We start from the raw sequence: 15,784 nt of genomic DNA, 5'->3' as shown, positions 1-15,784 counted from the left end.
TGGGAGGGGCTTGCTCCCGATAGCAGTGGATCAGCCCCAGATGGGGTGACTGACTGACTGCATCGGGAGCAAGCCCCTCCCAAAATTCGATCTTCGTTACTCCAGGCGTAACGGTCTGCTACTGAGCTTGATTGATGGCTCCCTGAATCACTCCTAAGGTAAGCCCCACGACAGCAAACCCCGTGGAGCGACCATGACAACAACAATAACCCCCGACTCGCGCTGGACGCGGCGGCGCGACGAGAAGCAGCGGCGGCTCGGGCTGGTCCAACAGTACGCAGACGGGGCGGTGTTGCCCAGCGACAGGATCGTCGAAGCGCTTGAGGCGCTGATCCTCCCCGGCGACCGTGTGGTGCTGGAGGGCAACAACCAGAAGCAAGCTGATTTCCTCTCGCGCTCCCTGGCCAAGGCCGACCCGGCCAAGCTCCACGATTTGCACATGATCATGCCCAGCGTTGGCCGCTCCGAGCACTTGGACCTGTTCGAAAAAGGCATCGCCCGCAAGCTGGACTTTTCCTTCGCCGGCACCCAATCCCTGCGCATCAGCCAGTTGCTGGAAGACGGTCTGCTGGAAGTCGGCGCGATCCACACCTACATCGAACTCTATGCCCGCCTGGTCGTGGACTTGATCCCCAACGTCGTACTCTCGGCCGGTTTCATGGCCGACCGCGCCGGCAATATCTACACCGGCGCCAGCACCGAAGACACGCCGGCGTTGATCGAACCCGCCGCCTTCAGCGATGGCATCGTCATCGTGCAGGTCAACCAGTTGGTGGACGACGTCAGCGACTTGCCCCGCGTGGACATCCCGGCCAGTTGGGTAGATTTTGTGGTGGTGGCCGACAAGCCGTTCTACATCGAGCCGCTGTTCACCCGCGACCCACGCCATATCAAGCCGGTGCATGTGCTGATGGCGATGATGGCGATCCGTGGCATCTACGAAAAACACAACGTGCAGTCGCTCAACCACGGCATCGGTTTCAACACCGCCGCCATCGAGTTGATCCTGCCCACCTACGGCGAATCCCTGGGCTTGAAGGGCAAAATCTGCCGCAACTGGACCCTCAACCCGCACCCTACGCTGATCCCCGCGATTGAAAGCGGTTGGGTGCAAAGCGTGCATTGCTTCGGCACCGAGTTGGGCATGGAGAATTACATCGCCGCGCGCCCGGATGTGTTCTTTACCGGCCGCGACGGCTCGATGCGCTCCAACCGCATGTTCTGCCAACTGGCCGGTCAGTACGCGGTGGACTTGTTTATCGGCGCCACCCTGCAAGTCGACGGTGACGGCCATTCCAGCACCGTGACCCGTGGCCGCCTTGCCGGCTTTGGCGGGGCGCCGAACATGGGGCACGACCCGCGCGGCCGTCGTCACGGCACGCCGGCCTGGCTGGACATGCGCCACGACGATGCGCCCGATGCCTTGCTCGAACGTGGCAAAAAGCTCGTGGTGCAGATGGTCGAGACCTTCCAGGAAGGCGGCAAGCCCACCTTCGTCGATACCCTGGATGCGGTCGAAGTGGCACGCAAAAGCGGCATGCCGCTGGCGCCGATCATGATTTACGGCGACGACGTGACCCACCTGCTTACCGAAGAAGGTATCGCTTACCTGTACAAAGCGCGCTCCCTGGAAGAGCGCCAGGCGATGATCGCCGCCGTCGCCGGGGTCACCGCCATTGGCCTGCGCCACAACCCCAAGGACACCGCGCGCATGCGCCGCGAAGGCTTGATCGCCTTGCCCGAAGACCTCGGGATTCGCCGCACCGACGCCACCCGCGAGTTGCTGGCCGCCAAAAGCGTGGCCGACCTGGTGGAATGGTCCGGTGGCTTGTACAACCCGCCCGCCAAATTCAGGAGCTGGTAAATGCGCGCCCTCAAACTGCATGAACTGAGCCTCGCCGAACGCCTGGCGGATATGGCCGTCGACGCGCTGATCGATGAAGCCGACCTGTCACCCAAACCAGCCCTGGTGGACCGGCGCGGCAATGGCGCCCACCACGATTTGCACCTGGGGCTGATGCACGCCTCGGCGCTGTCGCTGTGGCCGATGTTCAAGGAGATGGCCGAGGCGGCTATTGATATCGGCGAGGTCGGCTTGCCGCTACGCGAAGCCCTCGGCCGCATCGGTCGTGAAGGCGAACAGGCGATGCTCGCCACCACACAACGCGTGAACACCCATCGCGGCGCGATCTGGGCGCTCGGTCTGCTGACCGCATCGGCCGCCCTGGAACCGCGCGCCATAACGCTGAATGCGGCCAGATTAGCCCTGCTCAACGACCGTTATGCGCCTCAACCGATGAGCCACGGCGCCCAGGTCGCGCAACGCTACGGCGCGCGCGGTGCCCGTGAAGAAGCGCAACTGGGCTTCCCTTCCGTGACGCAGCGCGGCCTGCCGCAACTGCGCAGGAGCCGCCGCCAAAACGCCGGTGAACAGAACGCTCGCCTCGACGCCTTGCTGGCGATCATGACCGAACTGGCCGACACCTGCGTGCTCTACCGCGCCGGCACCGAAGGCTTGCACGCGATGCAGCATGGCGCTCAAGCGGTGCTCGACGCGGGTGGCAGCGCGACCCTGGCCGGCCGCCGCCAATTGCACGAACTCGACAATCAACTCTTGGCCCTGAATGCCTCCCCCGGTGGCGCCGCCGACCTGTTGGCCGCCTGCCTGTTTATCGACCGCCTCGACGGAGTGTTGTGATGGAAACCTTATCCTTTGAATTCCCCGCCGGGCAGCCGCCAACAGGTCGTGCGCTGGTGGGTTGCGTCGGCTCGGGCGACCTGGAAGTGCTGCTGGAACCGGGCACGCCCGGCACGCTGAGTATCCAGGTGCAGACCTCGGTCAATGGTGCGCAGCAACGCTGGCAGCACCTGTTCGAGCGGATCTTTCTGGAACACACGCCACCGGCCCTGAATATTGATATCCACGATTTCGGCGCCACCCCCGGCGTGGTGCGTCTGCGTCTGGAGCAGGGTTTCGAGGAGATCGGCCATGACTGACCTGCTCACCCAACACAGCTTTGTCGAGCTCGGTGCGCGCCAGCGAGCCAAGGCGCTGCTGGACGCCGGTTCCTACCGTGAACTGATCGACCCGTTCCAGCGCGTCATGTCGCCCTGGCTCAGCCGCCAAGGCGTTGTGCCCCAGGCCGATGACGGTGTCATCATCGCCAAGGGCCGCATCGATGGCTTGCCCGCGGTAGTGGCGGCCATCGAAGGCAACTTCCAGGGCGGCAGCCTCGGTGAAGTCGGCGGCGCAAAAATCGCCGGTGCGCTGGAACTGGCCGCCGAAGACAACCGCAAGGGCATCCCGACTCGCGCCGTGCTGCTGCTGGAAACCGGCGGTGTGCGCTTACAGGAAGCCAACCTGGGCCTGGCCGCGATTGCCGATATCCACGCGGCGATTGTCGATCTGCGCCAGTACCAGCCGGTGATTGGTGTGGTGGCGGGCAGTGTCGGGTGCTTTGGCGGTATGTCCATCGCCGCCGGATTGTGCAGCTATCTGGTGGTGACCCGCGAAGCCCGCCTGGGCCTCAATGGTCCGCAAGTGATCGAACAGGAGGCCGGGTTGGACGAATACGATTCGCGCGATCGGCCGTTCATCTGGAGTCTCACCGGCGGTGAACAGCGTTTTAACAGCGGCCTGGCCGATCGCTATGTGGCGGACGATGTGGCGCAGGTCCAACAGACCGTCACCGCGTTGCTGCACGCAGGCTTGCCCGCTCAACAGCGCAGTCGGCAAGCCGATTTTTACCTGGCGCGTTTGGCCGAGCTGGACACCACGGCGCAAATCGACCCGGCGACGGTTCGCGATCTGTATCAGGGAGAACGCTCATGAGAGGGTTGCAGTGGTTCAACGCGTTGAGTGCTGGCGCAACGCCTGTGGGTGGTTTGCCGGATTCGTTGAAAGCGGCCGACGGTGTGTTGGGTGAGCAGGCGGTGCGCTTCATTGCCGTGGTCACTGACGCGCAGAATCGTTTTCCCCGTGCGCGCAGCGGCGAAGTCGGTTTGCTCGAAGGTTGGGGCTTGGCCAAAGCGGTGGATGAAGCCATCGTTCGCGGCGACAAACGCCCCATTATCGCTATCGTCGATGTGCCGAGCCAAGCCTATGGCCGTCGCGAAGAAGCCCTCGGTATCCATCAAGCCCTGGCCGCCGCCGCCGATGCCTACGCCCGCGCCCGTTTGGCCGGGCACCCGGTGATTGCGTTGTTGGTGGGCAAGGCCATGTCCGGTGCGTTCCTCGCCCACGGCTACCAGGCCAACCGCCTGATCGCCCTGCGCGACCCTGGCGTGATGGTGCACGCCATGGGCAAGGCCTCGGCGGCGCGGGTGACCCTGCGCAGCGTTGAAGAGCTCGAAGCCCTGGCCGCCAGCGTGCCGCCGATGGCCTATGACATCGACAGCTTTGCCAGCCTCGGCTTGTTGTGGGAGACCTTGTCGGTCAGCCAAATCGAACAGCCCACGGCGGACGATCTGGCGCGGGTGCGTGGGTGTCTGGTCAGTGCCATCAAGGACGTAGATAGCGCAGACCTGAGCGGCCGCCTCGGCGCCAGTAACCGCGCCGCTTCCAGCCACGTACGCCAACTGTTGCGGGAACAATGGTGAACGCCCATGACTTGCTCTGGGGCATGACCCCGGCGCACCTGCCCGCCGATGCACCGGCCTGGGCGGTGGATGCGATCAGCGCCGGCCATCCGGTAGTGGTGCGTCGCGCCCTCGTCGAGCCGGGCCAGGTGGCGGTCGGCGTGCGCGGGCGTTTGCGTGAGCAACGTCTTGCCGCGCAGATGCCGATTACAGCCGTGCGTCGGCGGGTGGTGCCCGAAGCGTTGCGCGGTGTGATCTCTCCCCGGGATTTACCCGCGTTGCAGGCACTGCAGCAACTGCGGCCGATGCTGGCGCAGGCCAACTGGGGCGTCAGTGGCAGTGCCGGCTTCGAGTTGGCCACCGGCATCGAAGCACTGCATGCCCTGAGCGACCTGGATTTGATTCTGCGCACGCCCGAGCCGCTGGCGCGCGACAGCGCACGGGAGCTGCTGGCGACGCTGGACAAGGCGGTATGCGCCGTCGACCTGCAACTGCAAACCCCGTTTGGCGCGGTGGCCTTGCGCGAATGGGCCGGCCCCTCACGGCGGGTGCTGCTCAAGACCGCCGGCGCTGCGCATCTTGTCCTGGATCCCTGGCAGGCCGTGGCATGAGCAGCCTGCTGGTGTTCCCAGGGCAGGGCGCGCAACGGCCGGGCATGCTCCAGTCATTGCCGGCCCAGGTGTTGGATGAAGCCAGCCAGGCCTTGGGCGAGGACGTTCGCGCACTCGATGGCGCGAAGGCGCTTGAGTCGACACGCGCCGTTCAACTGTGCCTGTTGATCGCTGGCGTGGCCCATGCGCGCCTGCTGCAATACACGCCGGACTACGTGGCGGGCTTGTCCATCGGCGCCTACCCGGCAGCGGTGATCGCGGGCGCTTTGGATTTTGCCGACGCGGTCCGGCTGGTCAGCCTGCGCGGTGAACTGATGCAACAGGCTTATCCACAGGGCTACGGCATGACGGCGATCATCGGCCCGCAGTTATCCACCGTCGAAGCCTTGCTGGCCGATATCCACAGCCCCGACACCCCGGTGTACCTGGCCAATATCAATGCCGACAACCAGACCGTGATCGCCGGCAGCGAAGCCGCCATGACGCTTGTCGCCCGACGTATCCAAGGCAATGGCGTTGCCAGGCGTCTGGCCGTGAGCGTGCCGTCCCATTGCGCGCTGCTGGAGCAACCGGCGCGGACCTTGGCGCAAGCCTTCGTTCCGCTCACGGCGCCGCGCATCACCTACCTGAGCAGCACCCGTGCGCGGCCGATCCAAAACCCCGAGCAACTGCGCGACGACCTGACCTTCAACATGTGCCGCGTCGTCGATTGGCGCGGCACCGTGCAGAGCGCCTACGAGCGCGGGGTGCGCCTGCAAATCGAACTGCCCCCGGGCGCCGTGCTCACCGGTTTGTCACGGCGTGTCTTTGAACAAGGCACGGTGATCGCCTGCGAAGGCGCGCGCCTGGACACCTTGCAGGCCCTGCTGCAAGAGGAGGAACGCCGCCACCGATAAAGCACTACCCAAGGCTTTCGAAGTACAAAAACAACAATGTCGATCGAGCACTTTGAGGACAACAACAATGATTATTTACGGTGTGGCACTGCTGGCGATCTGCACGCTCGCGGGTGTGATCATGGGCGACATGCTCGGCGTATTGCTGGGCGTAAAATCCAACGTGGGCGGGGTGGGCATCGCGATGATCCTGCTGATCTGCGCCCGCCTTTGGATGCAAAAGCGCGGCGGCATGACCAAGGATTGCGAAATGGGCGTCGGCTTCTGGGGCGCCATGTATATCCCGGTGGTGGTGGCGATGGCGGCACAACAAAACGTGGTCACCGCCCTGCACGGTGGCCCGGTCGCGGTGCTCGCGGCCATCGGTTCGGTGGTGGTGTGTGGTTGCACCATTGCCTTGATCAGCCGTACGCATAAAGGCGAACCGTTGCCCGATGAAGAGCCGCTGATCACACCCACACCTGTCGTGGGAGGCCGCTGATATGTGGGATCTTATCGAAAAAGGCTTGGAACATAATGGCCTGATCACCGCCTTTGCTTTCGTGGGTGTGGTGATGTGGGTGTCCGTGGTGTTGTCCAAGCGCCTGACCTTCGGACGCATTCACGGCTCGGCGATTGCCATCGTGATTGGGCTGGTCCTGGCCTGGGTCGGCGGCACGATTACCGGTGGGCAAAAAGGCTTGGCCGACCTGGCGCTGTTCTCCGGCATCGGCCTGATGGGCGGCGCGATGCTGCGCGACTTCGCCATCGTTGCCACCGCGTTCGAAGTGCAAGCTACCGAAGCGCGCAAAGCCGGGATGATCGGTGTGATCGCCTTGCTGCTGGGCACGATTCTGCCGTTTATCGTCGGCGCGAGCATGGCCTGGGCCTTTGGTTATCGCGATGCGATCAGCATGACCACCATCGGTGCCGGCGCCGTGACCTATATCGTCGGCCCGGTCACCGGCGCGGCGATTGGCGCGACCTCGGATGTAATGGCGCTGTCGATTGCCACCGGCTTGATCAAGGCGATTCTGGTGATGGTCGGCACACCTGTGGCCGCGCGCTGGATGGGGCTGGATAACCCGCGTTCGGCGATGGTGTTCGGCGGGTTGGCCGGCACGGTGAGTGGAGTGACCGCGGGCCTGGCGGCGACGGATCGGCGCCTGGTGCCGTATGGTGCGTTGACCGCGACGTTTCATACCGGGCTTGGGTGTTTGCTGGGGCCTTCGTTACTGTACTTCATTGTGCGCGGGTTGGTGGGCTGACCTCTGGGTTTGCGGAGTGTCAGGCTGGCACCTGCCGATTGGCGTACATCCGACACTCCGCCAACAACGCCAGCAGGTTAGGGTCACGCTCCTTGGCCTTCAAGAACACCACGCCAATATGCTGCTGCAAGCGATACCTGGCTTGCAGCGGTATCAGCTTCACGCGGTTCTCATACACCGCCGCAATCCGCCCCGGCAGCAGCGCATAACCCACTCCCGAACTGACCATGCTCAACAGCGTGAAGATGTCGTTGACCTGCATCGCCACCTTCGGCTCGAACCCCGCCTGCTTGAACACCCGGTTGCCGTCCTGGTGGGTGGCAAAGCCTTGGGTGAGGGTGATGAAGGTGGCGTCGCGTACGTCCGCCAGATCGATTTCCCGAGTGCGGTCAAAGGGTGAGTCGGCCGGGGTGGCGAGGAAGATGTCATCGGAGAACAGCGCGATCTGCTCGCAATCGGGGTCGTTGGCGTGTTCGTCGAGGGAGATCAGGATCGCGTCGACTTCCATGTTCTTGAGCTTGTAGAGCAGGTCGAAGTTGGAGCCCAGGATCAGGTCGATGTTGAGTTCGCTGCGGCGGATCTTCAGGCCCATGATCAGTTGCGGCACGGTCTTGACCGTCAGCGAATACAGCGAGCCGAGCTTGAAGCGCTCGGCGGAGAAGCCGGCGGCTTCGCGGGTGAGGCGCACGCTGTCGACCACATCGGCCACCAGTTTCTGTGCGCGTTCTTCAAGTACGTAGGCGCTTTCCAGCGGGGTGAGGTTGCGCCCTTCATGCTTGAACAGCGGGCAGCGCAGGGCATTTTCCAGCGAATGAATGGCGCGATGCACGCTGACATTGCTGGTCTGCAGCTCGGCGGCGGCGCGGGCCAGGTTGCCGGTGCGCATGAACGCCAGGAAGATTTCGAGCTTTTTGAGGGTGAATTCTTCGTCGATCAGCATGGCCGTGGGCTCTTGTTCGAATGCCTTCGATTGTGCCCGTAAAACCGTGCGGCGTCGCCGGAACGTCACACGGCGCTTGCACTCTGATGCGCAAGGCTGGAGGCTTGCCGCCAGCCGTCAACGGTTACAGGAGGTCAGTGACACATGTATCACGGGGAACGCTTCAACGCCTGGAGCCATTTGCTCGGTGCAGTCGCGGCGTGTATCGGCGCCGTGTGGATGCTGGTGGTGGCGAGCCTGGATGGCAGCCCCTGGAAGATCGTCAGCGTGGCGATCTATGGTTTTACGTTGATGGTGCTGTACAGCGCGTCGACCGTGTACCACAGCGTGCGCGGGCGGCGAAAAGAGATCATGCAGAAGGTCGATCACTTTTCGATCTACCTGTTGATCGCCGGCAGCTACACGCCGTTTTGCCTGGTGACGCTGCGCGGTCCGTGGGGCTGGACGCTGTTCGGCATCGTGTGGGGGCTGGCGGTGATCGGTATCCTGCAGGAGATCAAGCCGCGCTCCGAGGCGCGGATTCTGTCCATCGTGATCTACGCGGTGATGGGCTGGATCGTGCTGGTGGCGGTCAAGCCGCTGATCGCCGGGCTGGGTATGGCAGGGTTCACGTGGCTGGCGGCGGGGGGGGTGTTGTACACCGTCGGCATCATTTTTTTTGCCCTGGAGGATCGCCTGCGGCATTCCCATGGGATCTGGCATTTGTTCGTGATCGGCGGCAGCCTGCTGCATTTTGTGGCGATCATGCATTACGTGCTTTGAGTGTGGGAGGGGCGGTGTCCTTAGAGGCGCTCCAATAACTCACACGCTCGCTTGCCGAAGATTTCCAGCAACTTGGCCAGCATATGCGGCGGCGGCTCGTTGGCGCGGGTCAGGGCATACAGCGTAATCGGCAACGGCGGGGTGAGCAGGCGGATGCAGGTGGTGGCCATCGAGGCACCCGACGCGGTGAACGGATCGATCACCGTCAAGCCCGCACCGGACTCCACCATCGCACGGGCCAGTGAGTAGGTTTGCACGGAGATCGTCACGCGCGGCGGCGGATCGACGCTCTCCAGGTAGCTGTCGAGTTTTGCCGCCAGCGGATCGGCGCTGGACAGGCCAATCAGCGGTGCCCCGGCCAGGTCGGCCAATGGCAAGGGCTGATGCAGTTCGGCGTCCGGCCAATAGCCTTTCGAAGCCAACGCCACGAGTACGCCGTTGGCCAGTGTTTGGGTGGTGAGCCCCGGATGTCCGGAGAAGTTGAGCGTCAGCGCCAGGTCGATTTCGCGCATCAACAGTTTTTGCACCAGCTCGCGGCTGTGGTCGCTGGACAGCTCGCAGGCCATGTCCGGGTAATCGCGTTTCCATTCCAGAATCGCTGGCGGCAGCAGCGACAGAGCCAACGCCGGAGTCGCCCCAATGCGCACACTTTGCCCCGGTGCGCGGCGCAAGCTCTTGGCCAGGCGCCGCACGCCTTGCAGGCTCGCGGTGACTTTTTCCACTTCGCTTTCCAGTGCCAGTGCTTCCGGGGTGGGCTGCAATTTGCCACGCACGCGCAAAAACAACGGGAAGCCCAGCTGCAACTCGGCGTGCTGCAGCACCTTGGTCACCGCCGGTTGCGACACGTGCAGCAACTGCGCGGCCGCGCTGACGGAGCCGGTCTGGCGGATGGCCTGGAAGATTTCGATATGACGCAAGCGCATGGCGAGTCCATAACCTTTGTTTATAGGTGGCCCATCTTTATTGATTGTCGGCGTCCTGTCACCTGGGCCTACGCTTGGCCTCTCTTCAATCAACGGCTGGAGGCTGGGATGGCCAGGCAGGTTTGTATCATCGGTGGTGGGGTTATCGGCTTGGCCAGTGCGTATGCGTTGGTGCGGGCCGGCCATGAAGTGACGGTGATCGACGCACGCGACACGTTGGGCAGCGAAACCAGCTTCGCCAATGGCGGGCAACTGTCCTACCGCTATGTCGCGCCGTTGGCGGATGCCGGCGTGCCGCTGCAAGCGCTTGGCTGGCTGCTGCGCGGTGATTCGCCCTTGAAGCTGCGTCCACGGCTCGACCCGCAGCAATGGCGTTGGATGGCGGCCTTCATTGCCGCCTGCCGCGGTTCAGTGAACCAGCGCAATGCGGCCCACTTGCTGCGCCTGGCGTCCCTGAGCCAAAGCACTTTGCAGCAATGGCGCGAGGACGACTGCCTGGACGGCTTCGACTGGCGACGCAACGGCAAGCTGGTGACCTTTCGCAACGCCGGCAGCTTTGAACATGCGCGCAGCAAAGTCACCGATATCCTGCAGCAGCAAGTGCTGTCGGCCGCCGATTGCGCACGCCTGGAGCCGGCGTTGGCGGGCGGTGGGTTTGTCGGCGGGATTTACACGCCAAACGAGGAAGTCGCCGATTGCCATGCCTTCTGCCAGCGTTTGGCGGCGCGGCTGGAGGCATCCGGGCGCTGTCGCTTTGTGCTGGAGCGCAAGGTCACCGGCATTCGCCATGCAGAGGGGGCGGTGCAGGCCATCGAGCTGGGCGACGAGCTGGGCGACGAGGTGATGCCGGTCGAGCACCTGGTATTGGCGGCAGGACATCGCAGCGCCGAACTGCGCTTGCCGGGACTGGCGTTGCCGCTGTACCCACTCAAGGGCTACAGCCTGAGCGTGCCGATCGGCGCGCAGCACCAGGCGCCGAGCGTGAGCATCACCGACTACGACCGCAAAATCGTTTACGCGCGCATCGGTGAACAGCTGCGGATCGCGGCCATGGTGGATATCGTCGGCTTCGACGCCGGCCTTGAGCCCAAGCGCCTGGCGCTGATCAAACGTCAGGCTCTAGAGACGTTTCCTACGGCTGGTGACTATGACCATGCGCTGGAATGGGCCGGTATGCGCCCGGCCACCCCGACCGGTGTGCCGCTGATCGGCGCCAGCCAATATCGCAACCTGTGGCTGAACCTCGGCCACGGCGCCTTGGGTTTTACCCTGGCCTGCGGCAGCGGCCAGTTGCTCGCCGAACTGATCGGCCAGCGCAATCCTTCCATTGATATGCAGGGCCTGACGCCCTGCGCGGCTTGAGGATGCACCCATGAGCATTACCCGAATCAGCAGCAATGAACGTCTCAGTGGTGCCGTCACCTTCAAGGACCTGGTGTTCCTGTCGGGCCAGGTGCCGGGCGAAGGCCAGGACGTGGCGACCCAGACCCGCGAAGTGCTGGCCAAGATCGATGCACTGCTGGCCGAGGCGGGCAGCGACAAGGATCACCTGCTCAATGCGACCCTTTACCTGAAGGACATCGGCAGCGGTTTCGCGCCGATGAACGAAGAGTGGTCCGCATGGCTGACACCGGGGATGGCGCCCACACGCACCACCCTGCAAGCCGAGCTGGCGCGGCCCAGCGTGCTGGTGGAAATCAGCGTGATTGCCGTACGTAAATAACTTCACAGAGCCACGGAGAATAACAATGAAAAAGATCCTGTTGACTGGCTGCACCCTGGGACTTTTGCTGGGCGCGCAGGTACATGCGAATGAAGCGGCTCTGGACGGTACGTTGAGCAAGATCGCCAATGCCAAGTCCATCACCCTGGGCTATCGCGATGCATCGGTGCCGTTTTCCTATGTGGGCGATAGCAGCGGCAAACCCATGGGGTATTCGGTGGACCTGGCGAGCAGGATCGTTGAACGCATCCAGCAGAAAACCGGGGTGGCGAATCTCAATGTGCAATACAACCTGGTGACCTCCCAGACCCGTATCCCGCTGGTGCAGAACGGCACCGTCGACCTGGAATGCGGCTCTACCGGCGTGACCGCCGAGCGGCAGAAGCAGGTGGCGTTTTCCTACGGTTTTATCTACGTGAAGGGCCAATTGCTCACGGCCAGGGACAGCGGCATCAAAGGCTTTGCCGACCTTGAGGGCAAGAACGTGGTGACCACCGCCGGGACCACCAACGAACGTTTCCTCAAGAGCTACAACGCCGAGCACAAGGCCAATATGTTTGTGATCAGCGCCAAGGACCATGGTGAAGCGTTCAAGATGCTGGAGACAGGCCGCGCGGTAGCGTTCTATATGGACGATGCGTTGCTCTACGGCGAGCGCGCCAAGGCCAAGGACCCGCACCACTGGGTGGTGGTGGGCGAGGAGCAGTCGCGCGAGATCTACAGCTGCATGGTGCGCAAGGACGACCCGCAGTTTCTCGCGGTGGTCAACGAGGCCCTCGCTGACCTGTACCGCAGCGGTGAGATCAACGGGATTTACCAGCGCTGGTTTGAACAGCCGATTCCGCCGAAGGGGTTGAACCTGGAGTTCCCGATGACCAGCGAGTTGAAGGCAATTATTGCCAAGCCGGTCAGTGATCCGGTGGAGTAAGAAGTGGTAACCCGATCAATGCGGGGTTGCAAAGTGGGTTAGAAGTCGCCCCACAGTTGTTGGGCGACTGCCAGCGCAACTACTGGCGCGGTCTCGGTGCGCAACACGCGCGGGCCGAGGCGAGCGGCGTGGTAGCCGGCGCCTTGGGCGGTTTCGACTTCGTTGTCGGTCAACCCACCTTCAGGCCCGATCAGGAAGGCCAGGCTGGACGGCTTGGCATGACTGACCATCGGCTCAGCCACCGGGTGCAGCACCAGCTTGAGGTCGGCCTCGGTCTGCTTCAGCCAGTCGGCCAGCAACAGCGGTGGGTGAATCACCGGCACCGTCGAACGCCCGCATTGCTCGCACGCGCTGATCGCCACCTGGCGCCAGTGCAGCAGGCGTTTGTCGGCGCGTTCATCCTTGAGGCGCACTTCGCAGCGCTCGCTGAAAATCGGCGTGATCGCATTGACGCCCAACTCCGTGGCTTTCTGGATCGCCCAATCCATGCGCTCACCCCGGGACAGGCCCTGGCCGAGGTGGATGTGCAGCGGCGATTCGGCCTGGCCGGCGAAGTGCTGCGTAAGTTGCACGGTGACGCGTTTTTTACCGACCTCCAGCAGAGTGCCCAGGAACTCCTGGCCGGAACCGTCGAATAATTGCACGGCGTCACCTTCGCCCATGCGCAGCACGCGGCTGATGTAATGCGCCTGGGCTTCGGGCAATTCGTGATCGCCGAGGCTCAGCGGAGTGTCGGTGAAAAAGCGGGACAGTCTCATTTCTGTTCTCTGGAAAGTTTTGTGTAGACGCGAGATTACTGTGGCGAGGGAGCTTGCTCCCGTTCGACTGCGTAGCAGTCGCCAGCTTTTGGGGGCGCTTCGCACCCCAGCGGGAGCAAGCTCCCTCGCCACAGAAGCCGGCTCCTAAAAGGGTGGGGTGTTTAGCCCGGATCGCGGAAGCCGGGGTGGAAGTCTTTTGGCACGGCAACGCTGACCTTGCTGTTGGTCGCGATATCGATGCCTTCACTCGCGACTTCGGCGAGGAAGTCGATCTGCTCCGGCGTTATCACATAGGGCGGCAGGAAATACACCACGCTGCCCAACGGCCGCAACAGCGCACCGCGTTCAAGGGCATGCTCGAACACTTTCAGGCCACGGCGTTCCTGCCACGGGTAGGCGGTCTTGGTGGCTTTGTCCTGGACCATTTCAATGGCTAAAACCATACCGGTCTGGCGTACTTCCGACACATGCGGGTGATCGACCAGGTGGGCGGTGGCCGTGGCCATGCGCTGGGCCAGTGCCTTGTTGTTTTCGATGACGTTGTCTTCTTCGAAAATATCCAGGGTCGCCAGGGCCGCTGCGCACGCCAGCGGATTGCCGGTGTAGCTGTGGGAGTGCAGGAAAGCGCGCAAGGTCGGGTAGTCGTCGTAGAACGCGTCGTAGACATCATCGGTGGTGACCACCGCCGCCAGTGGCAGGTAACCGCCCGTCAGGGCCTTGGACAGGCACAGGAAGTCCGGGCGGATGCCGGCCTGTTCACAGGCGAACATGCTGCCGGTGCGGCCGAAGCCTACGGCGATTTCGTCATGGATCAGGTGCACACCATAGCGGTCGCAGGCTTCGCGCAGCAGCTTGAGGTACACAGGGTGATACATGCGCATGCCGCCGGCGCCCTGGATCAGTGGTTCGACGATCACCGCGGCGACGCTGTCATGGTGTTGCGCCAGGGTTTGTTCCATCGCCAGGAACAGGGTGCGTGAGTGTTCCTCCCAGCTCACGCCTTCGGGGCGCAGGTAGCAATCGGGGCTCGGCACTTTGAGGGTGTCGAGCAGCAGTGCTTTGTAAGTCTCGGTAAACAACGGTACATCGCCCACCGACATCGCCGCGATGGTTTCGCCGTGGTAGCTGTTGGTGAGGGTGACGAAGCGCTTTTTGTTCGGCAGGCCGCGGTTGAGCCAGTAGTGGAAGCTCATCTTCAGCGCAACTTCGATGCACGATGACCCGTTGTCGGCGTAGAAGCAGCGGGTCAGCCCCTCGGGCGTCATCGCCACCAGGCGCTCGGACAGTTCGATCACCGGCTGATGGCTGAACCCGGCCAGGATCACGTGTTCCAGTTGGTCGACCTGGTCCTTGATGCGCTGGTTGATACGCGGGTTGGCGTGGCCGAATACGTTGACCCACCAGGAGCTGACGGCATCGAGGTAGCGCTTGCCTTCGAAGTCTTCCAGCCACACGCCTTCGCCGCGTTTGATCGGGATCAGCGGCAGTTGCTGGTGGTCTTTCATCTGGGTACAGGGATGCCACAGCACCGCCAGGTCGCGTTGCATCCACTGGTTGTTCAAGCCCATCGGTGATCTCCTCGAAGCGGTCCTGCGAGTGGTGCAGGTGAAACAATCGCGCAAGCCTATGCAATGGGCGCCTGTGTCACAACCCATTACGCGTGAATTGGCGGTAAACACAGGACGGTCTGTCACGTTTCTTCCGGATAGTGCTTAATCCTTGGTTAATTTACGCTTCATACCCTCAAGATCGTATTTCTCGATATTTCAAAGCGAAATTTTTCGCTTTAATTCGATAGGTAAATCGCTAGTCTTGGGCGCAGCTTTTACGGGATTAAGTACATGCAGTTACGCAATTCGCCGGCCCGCTATGGCTGGGTCAGTATGGTTTTGCACTGGGGCGTGGCCCTGGTGGTGTTCGGTCTGTTCGCCCTGGGCCTGTGGATGGTCGGTCTCGACTATTACAGCGCCTGGCGCAAAGACGCGCCGGATCTGCACAAGAGCATTGGTATCACGCTGTTTGCGATCATGCTGGTGCGGATCGTCTGGCGCCTGGTCAGCCCGCCGCCACCACCGCTGACCAGCTATAGCCGCATGACCCGTATTGGCGCCGCCTTTGGACACGCGTTCCTGTATATCGGCCTGTTTGCCGTGATGATTGCCGGTTACCTGATTTCCACCGCCGACGGTGTCGGTATTCCGGTGTTTGGCCTGTTTGAAATCCCTGCCGTGGTTGCCGGTCTACCGGACCAGGCAGACACCGCGGGTGTGGTGCACCTGTACCTCGCCTGGGTGTTGGTGGTTTTCGCCGGCTTGCACGGCGTGGCTGCGTTGAAACACCACTTTATCGATCGTGATGCGACCCTCACGCGAATGCTGGGGCGCAAAGCCTGATGTTCAACCTCGACTCACAAGGAAT

General features: G+C 62.9%; 18 protein-coding genes. 14 read left to right on the top strand and 4 right to left on the bottom strand.

From position 1 onward, the window contains the following. Positions 1-193 precede the first annotated feature (193 nt). From mdcA to madM, 9 genes are all read left to right on the top strand, one after another. On the top strand, positions 194-1,864 hold the full coding sequence (gene mdcA, locus V6M90_RS14135; RefSeq protein ID WP_003176659.1) for a malonate decarboxylase subunit alpha: 1,671 nt from the start codon (positions 194-196) through the stop codon (positions 1,862-1,864). Then, positions 1,865-2,698, top strand: coding sequence for a triphosphoribosyl-dephospho-CoA synthase (locus tag V6M90_RS14130; RefSeq protein ID WP_332846699.1), 834 nt, complete (start codon positions 1,865-1,867; stop codon positions 2,696-2,698). Then, the gene (locus V6M90_RS14125; protein WP_003176657.1) at positions 2,698-2,997 is read left to right on the top strand and encodes a malonate decarboxylase subunit delta; all 300 of its coding nucleotides are present in this window, start codon (positions 2,698-2,700) and stop codon (positions 2,995-2,997) included. The genes V6M90_RS14130 and V6M90_RS14125 overlap by 1 nt, the downstream gene beginning before the upstream one ends. Then, the gene (locus V6M90_RS14120) at positions 2,990-3,832 is read left to right on the top strand and encodes a biotin-independent malonate decarboxylase subunit beta (RefSeq protein ID WP_141062903.1); all 843 of its coding nucleotides are present in this window, start codon (positions 2,990-2,992) and stop codon (positions 3,830-3,832) included. Before V6M90_RS14125 ends, V6M90_RS14120 begins: the two co-directional genes overlap by 8 nt. After that, entirely contained in the window at positions 3,829-4,599 is a 771-nt protein-coding gene (gene mdcE / locus V6M90_RS14115; RefSeq protein ID WP_141062904.1) for a biotin-independent malonate decarboxylase subunit gamma, read from the top strand. The genes V6M90_RS14120 and mdcE overlap by 4 nt, the downstream gene beginning before the upstream one ends. Further along, positions 4,593-5,189 carry a malonate decarboxylase holo-ACP synthase gene (locus tag V6M90_RS14110; RefSeq protein WP_042945393.1) on the top strand — a complete coding sequence of 199 codons (597 nt, stop codon included), beginning with the start codon at positions 4,593-4,595 and terminating at the stop codon, positions 5,187-5,189. The genes mdcE and V6M90_RS14110 overlap by 7 nt, the downstream gene beginning before the upstream one ends. Beyond that, positions 5,186-6,085: a malonate decarboxylase subunit epsilon gene (gene mdcH / locus V6M90_RS14105; RefSeq protein WP_332846698.1), complete on the top strand. Its 900-nt coding sequence runs from the start codon at positions 5,186-5,188 to the stop codon at positions 6,083-6,085. Before V6M90_RS14110 ends, mdcH begins: the two co-directional genes overlap by 4 nt. Positions 6,086-6,152: 67 nt before the next feature. After that, a complete protein-coding gene (gene madL / locus V6M90_RS14100) occupies positions 6,153-6,566 on the top strand; it encodes a malonate transporter subunit MadL (protein WP_064454526.1) in 414 nt (137 codons plus the stop codon). 1 nt (position 6,567) lies between these two features. Next, the gene (madM, locus tag V6M90_RS14095) at positions 6,568-7,332 is read left to right on the top strand and encodes a malonate transporter subunit MadM (protein ID WP_003176650.1); all 765 of its coding nucleotides are present in this window, start codon (positions 6,568-6,570) and stop codon (positions 7,330-7,332) included. A gap of 19 nt (positions 7,333-7,351) precedes the next feature. On the opposite strand, the gene V6M90_RS14090 is transcribed toward madM, so the two are convergent. Beyond that, a complete protein-coding gene (locus tag V6M90_RS14090; RefSeq protein ID WP_003176649.1) occupies positions 7,352-8,272 on the bottom strand; it encodes a LysR family transcriptional regulator in 921 nt (306 codons plus the stop codon). 144 nt (positions 8,273-8,416) lie between these two features. Here V6M90_RS14090 and trhA point away from each other — a divergent pair, with 144 nt between their 5' ends. Continuing rightward, positions 8,417-9,034: a PAQR family membrane homeostasis protein TrhA gene (gene trhA, locus V6M90_RS14085; RefSeq protein ID WP_017530995.1), complete on the top strand. Its 618-nt coding sequence runs from the start codon at positions 8,417-8,419 to the stop codon at positions 9,032-9,034. Between the two features lie 20 nt (positions 9,035-9,054). On the opposite strand, the gene V6M90_RS14080 is transcribed toward trhA, so the two are convergent. Next, entirely contained in the window at positions 9,055-9,957 is a 903-nt protein-coding gene (locus V6M90_RS14080; RefSeq protein ID WP_141062906.1) for a LysR family transcriptional regulator, read from the bottom strand. Between the two features lie 108 nt (positions 9,958-10,065). Here V6M90_RS14080 and V6M90_RS14075 point away from each other — a divergent pair, with 108 nt between their 5' ends. Genes V6M90_RS14075 through V6M90_RS14065 form a run of 3 tightly spaced genes read left to right on the top strand, consistent with a single transcriptional unit; the run spans position 10,066 to position 12,608 of the window. Beyond that, positions 10,066-11,319: a D-amino acid dehydrogenase gene (locus V6M90_RS14075; RefSeq protein ID WP_332846697.1), complete on the top strand. Its 1,254-nt coding sequence runs from the start codon at positions 10,066-10,068 to the stop codon at positions 11,317-11,319. A 10-nt stretch (positions 11,320-11,329) separates the two neighbouring features. After that, positions 11,330-11,680, top strand: coding sequence for a RidA family protein (locus tag V6M90_RS14070; protein WP_003176645.1), 351 nt, complete (start codon positions 11,330-11,332; stop codon positions 11,678-11,680). A gap of 25 nt (positions 11,681-11,705) precedes the next feature. Next, on the top strand, positions 11,706-12,608 hold the full coding sequence (locus V6M90_RS14065) for a transporter substrate-binding domain-containing protein (RefSeq protein WP_003176644.1): 903 nt from the start codon (positions 11,706-11,708) through the stop codon (positions 12,606-12,608). Positions 12,609-12,646: 38 nt separating this feature from the next. On the opposite strand, the gene V6M90_RS14060 is transcribed toward V6M90_RS14065, so the two are convergent. Together V6M90_RS14060 and V6M90_RS14055 are read right to left on the bottom strand one after the other, a co-directional pair. Then, positions 12,647-13,366, bottom strand: a complete 720-nt coding sequence (locus V6M90_RS14060) for a 16S rRNA (uracil(1498)-N(3))-methyltransferase (RefSeq protein ID WP_003176643.1) — start codon at positions 13,364-13,366, stop codon at positions 12,647-12,649. A gap of 161 nt (positions 13,367-13,527) precedes the next feature. After that, positions 13,528-14,934, bottom strand: coding sequence for an adenosylmethionine--8-amino-7-oxononanoate transaminase (locus V6M90_RS14055; RefSeq protein WP_003176642.1), 1,407 nt, complete (start codon positions 14,932-14,934; stop codon positions 13,528-13,530). A 273-nt stretch (positions 14,935-15,207) separates the two neighbouring features. On the opposite strand from V6M90_RS14055, the gene V6M90_RS14050 reads away from it, so the two are divergent. Next, the gene (locus V6M90_RS14050; protein ID WP_078735029.1) at positions 15,208-15,759 is read left to right on the top strand and encodes a cytochrome b; all 552 of its coding nucleotides are present in this window, start codon (positions 15,208-15,210) and stop codon (positions 15,757-15,759) included. The last annotated feature ends 25 nt before the right edge of the window (positions 15,760-15,784 follow it).

Source organism: Pseudomonas lactucae, from assembly GCF_036688725.1.
GTDB classification, from domain to species: domain Bacteria; phylum Pseudomonadota; class Gammaproteobacteria; order Pseudomonadales; family Pseudomonadaceae; genus Aquipseudomonas; species Aquipseudomonas lactucae.
Note: the sequence above shows the minus strand (reverse complement) of the source record. Positions and strands in the feature narration are given on the sequence as shown.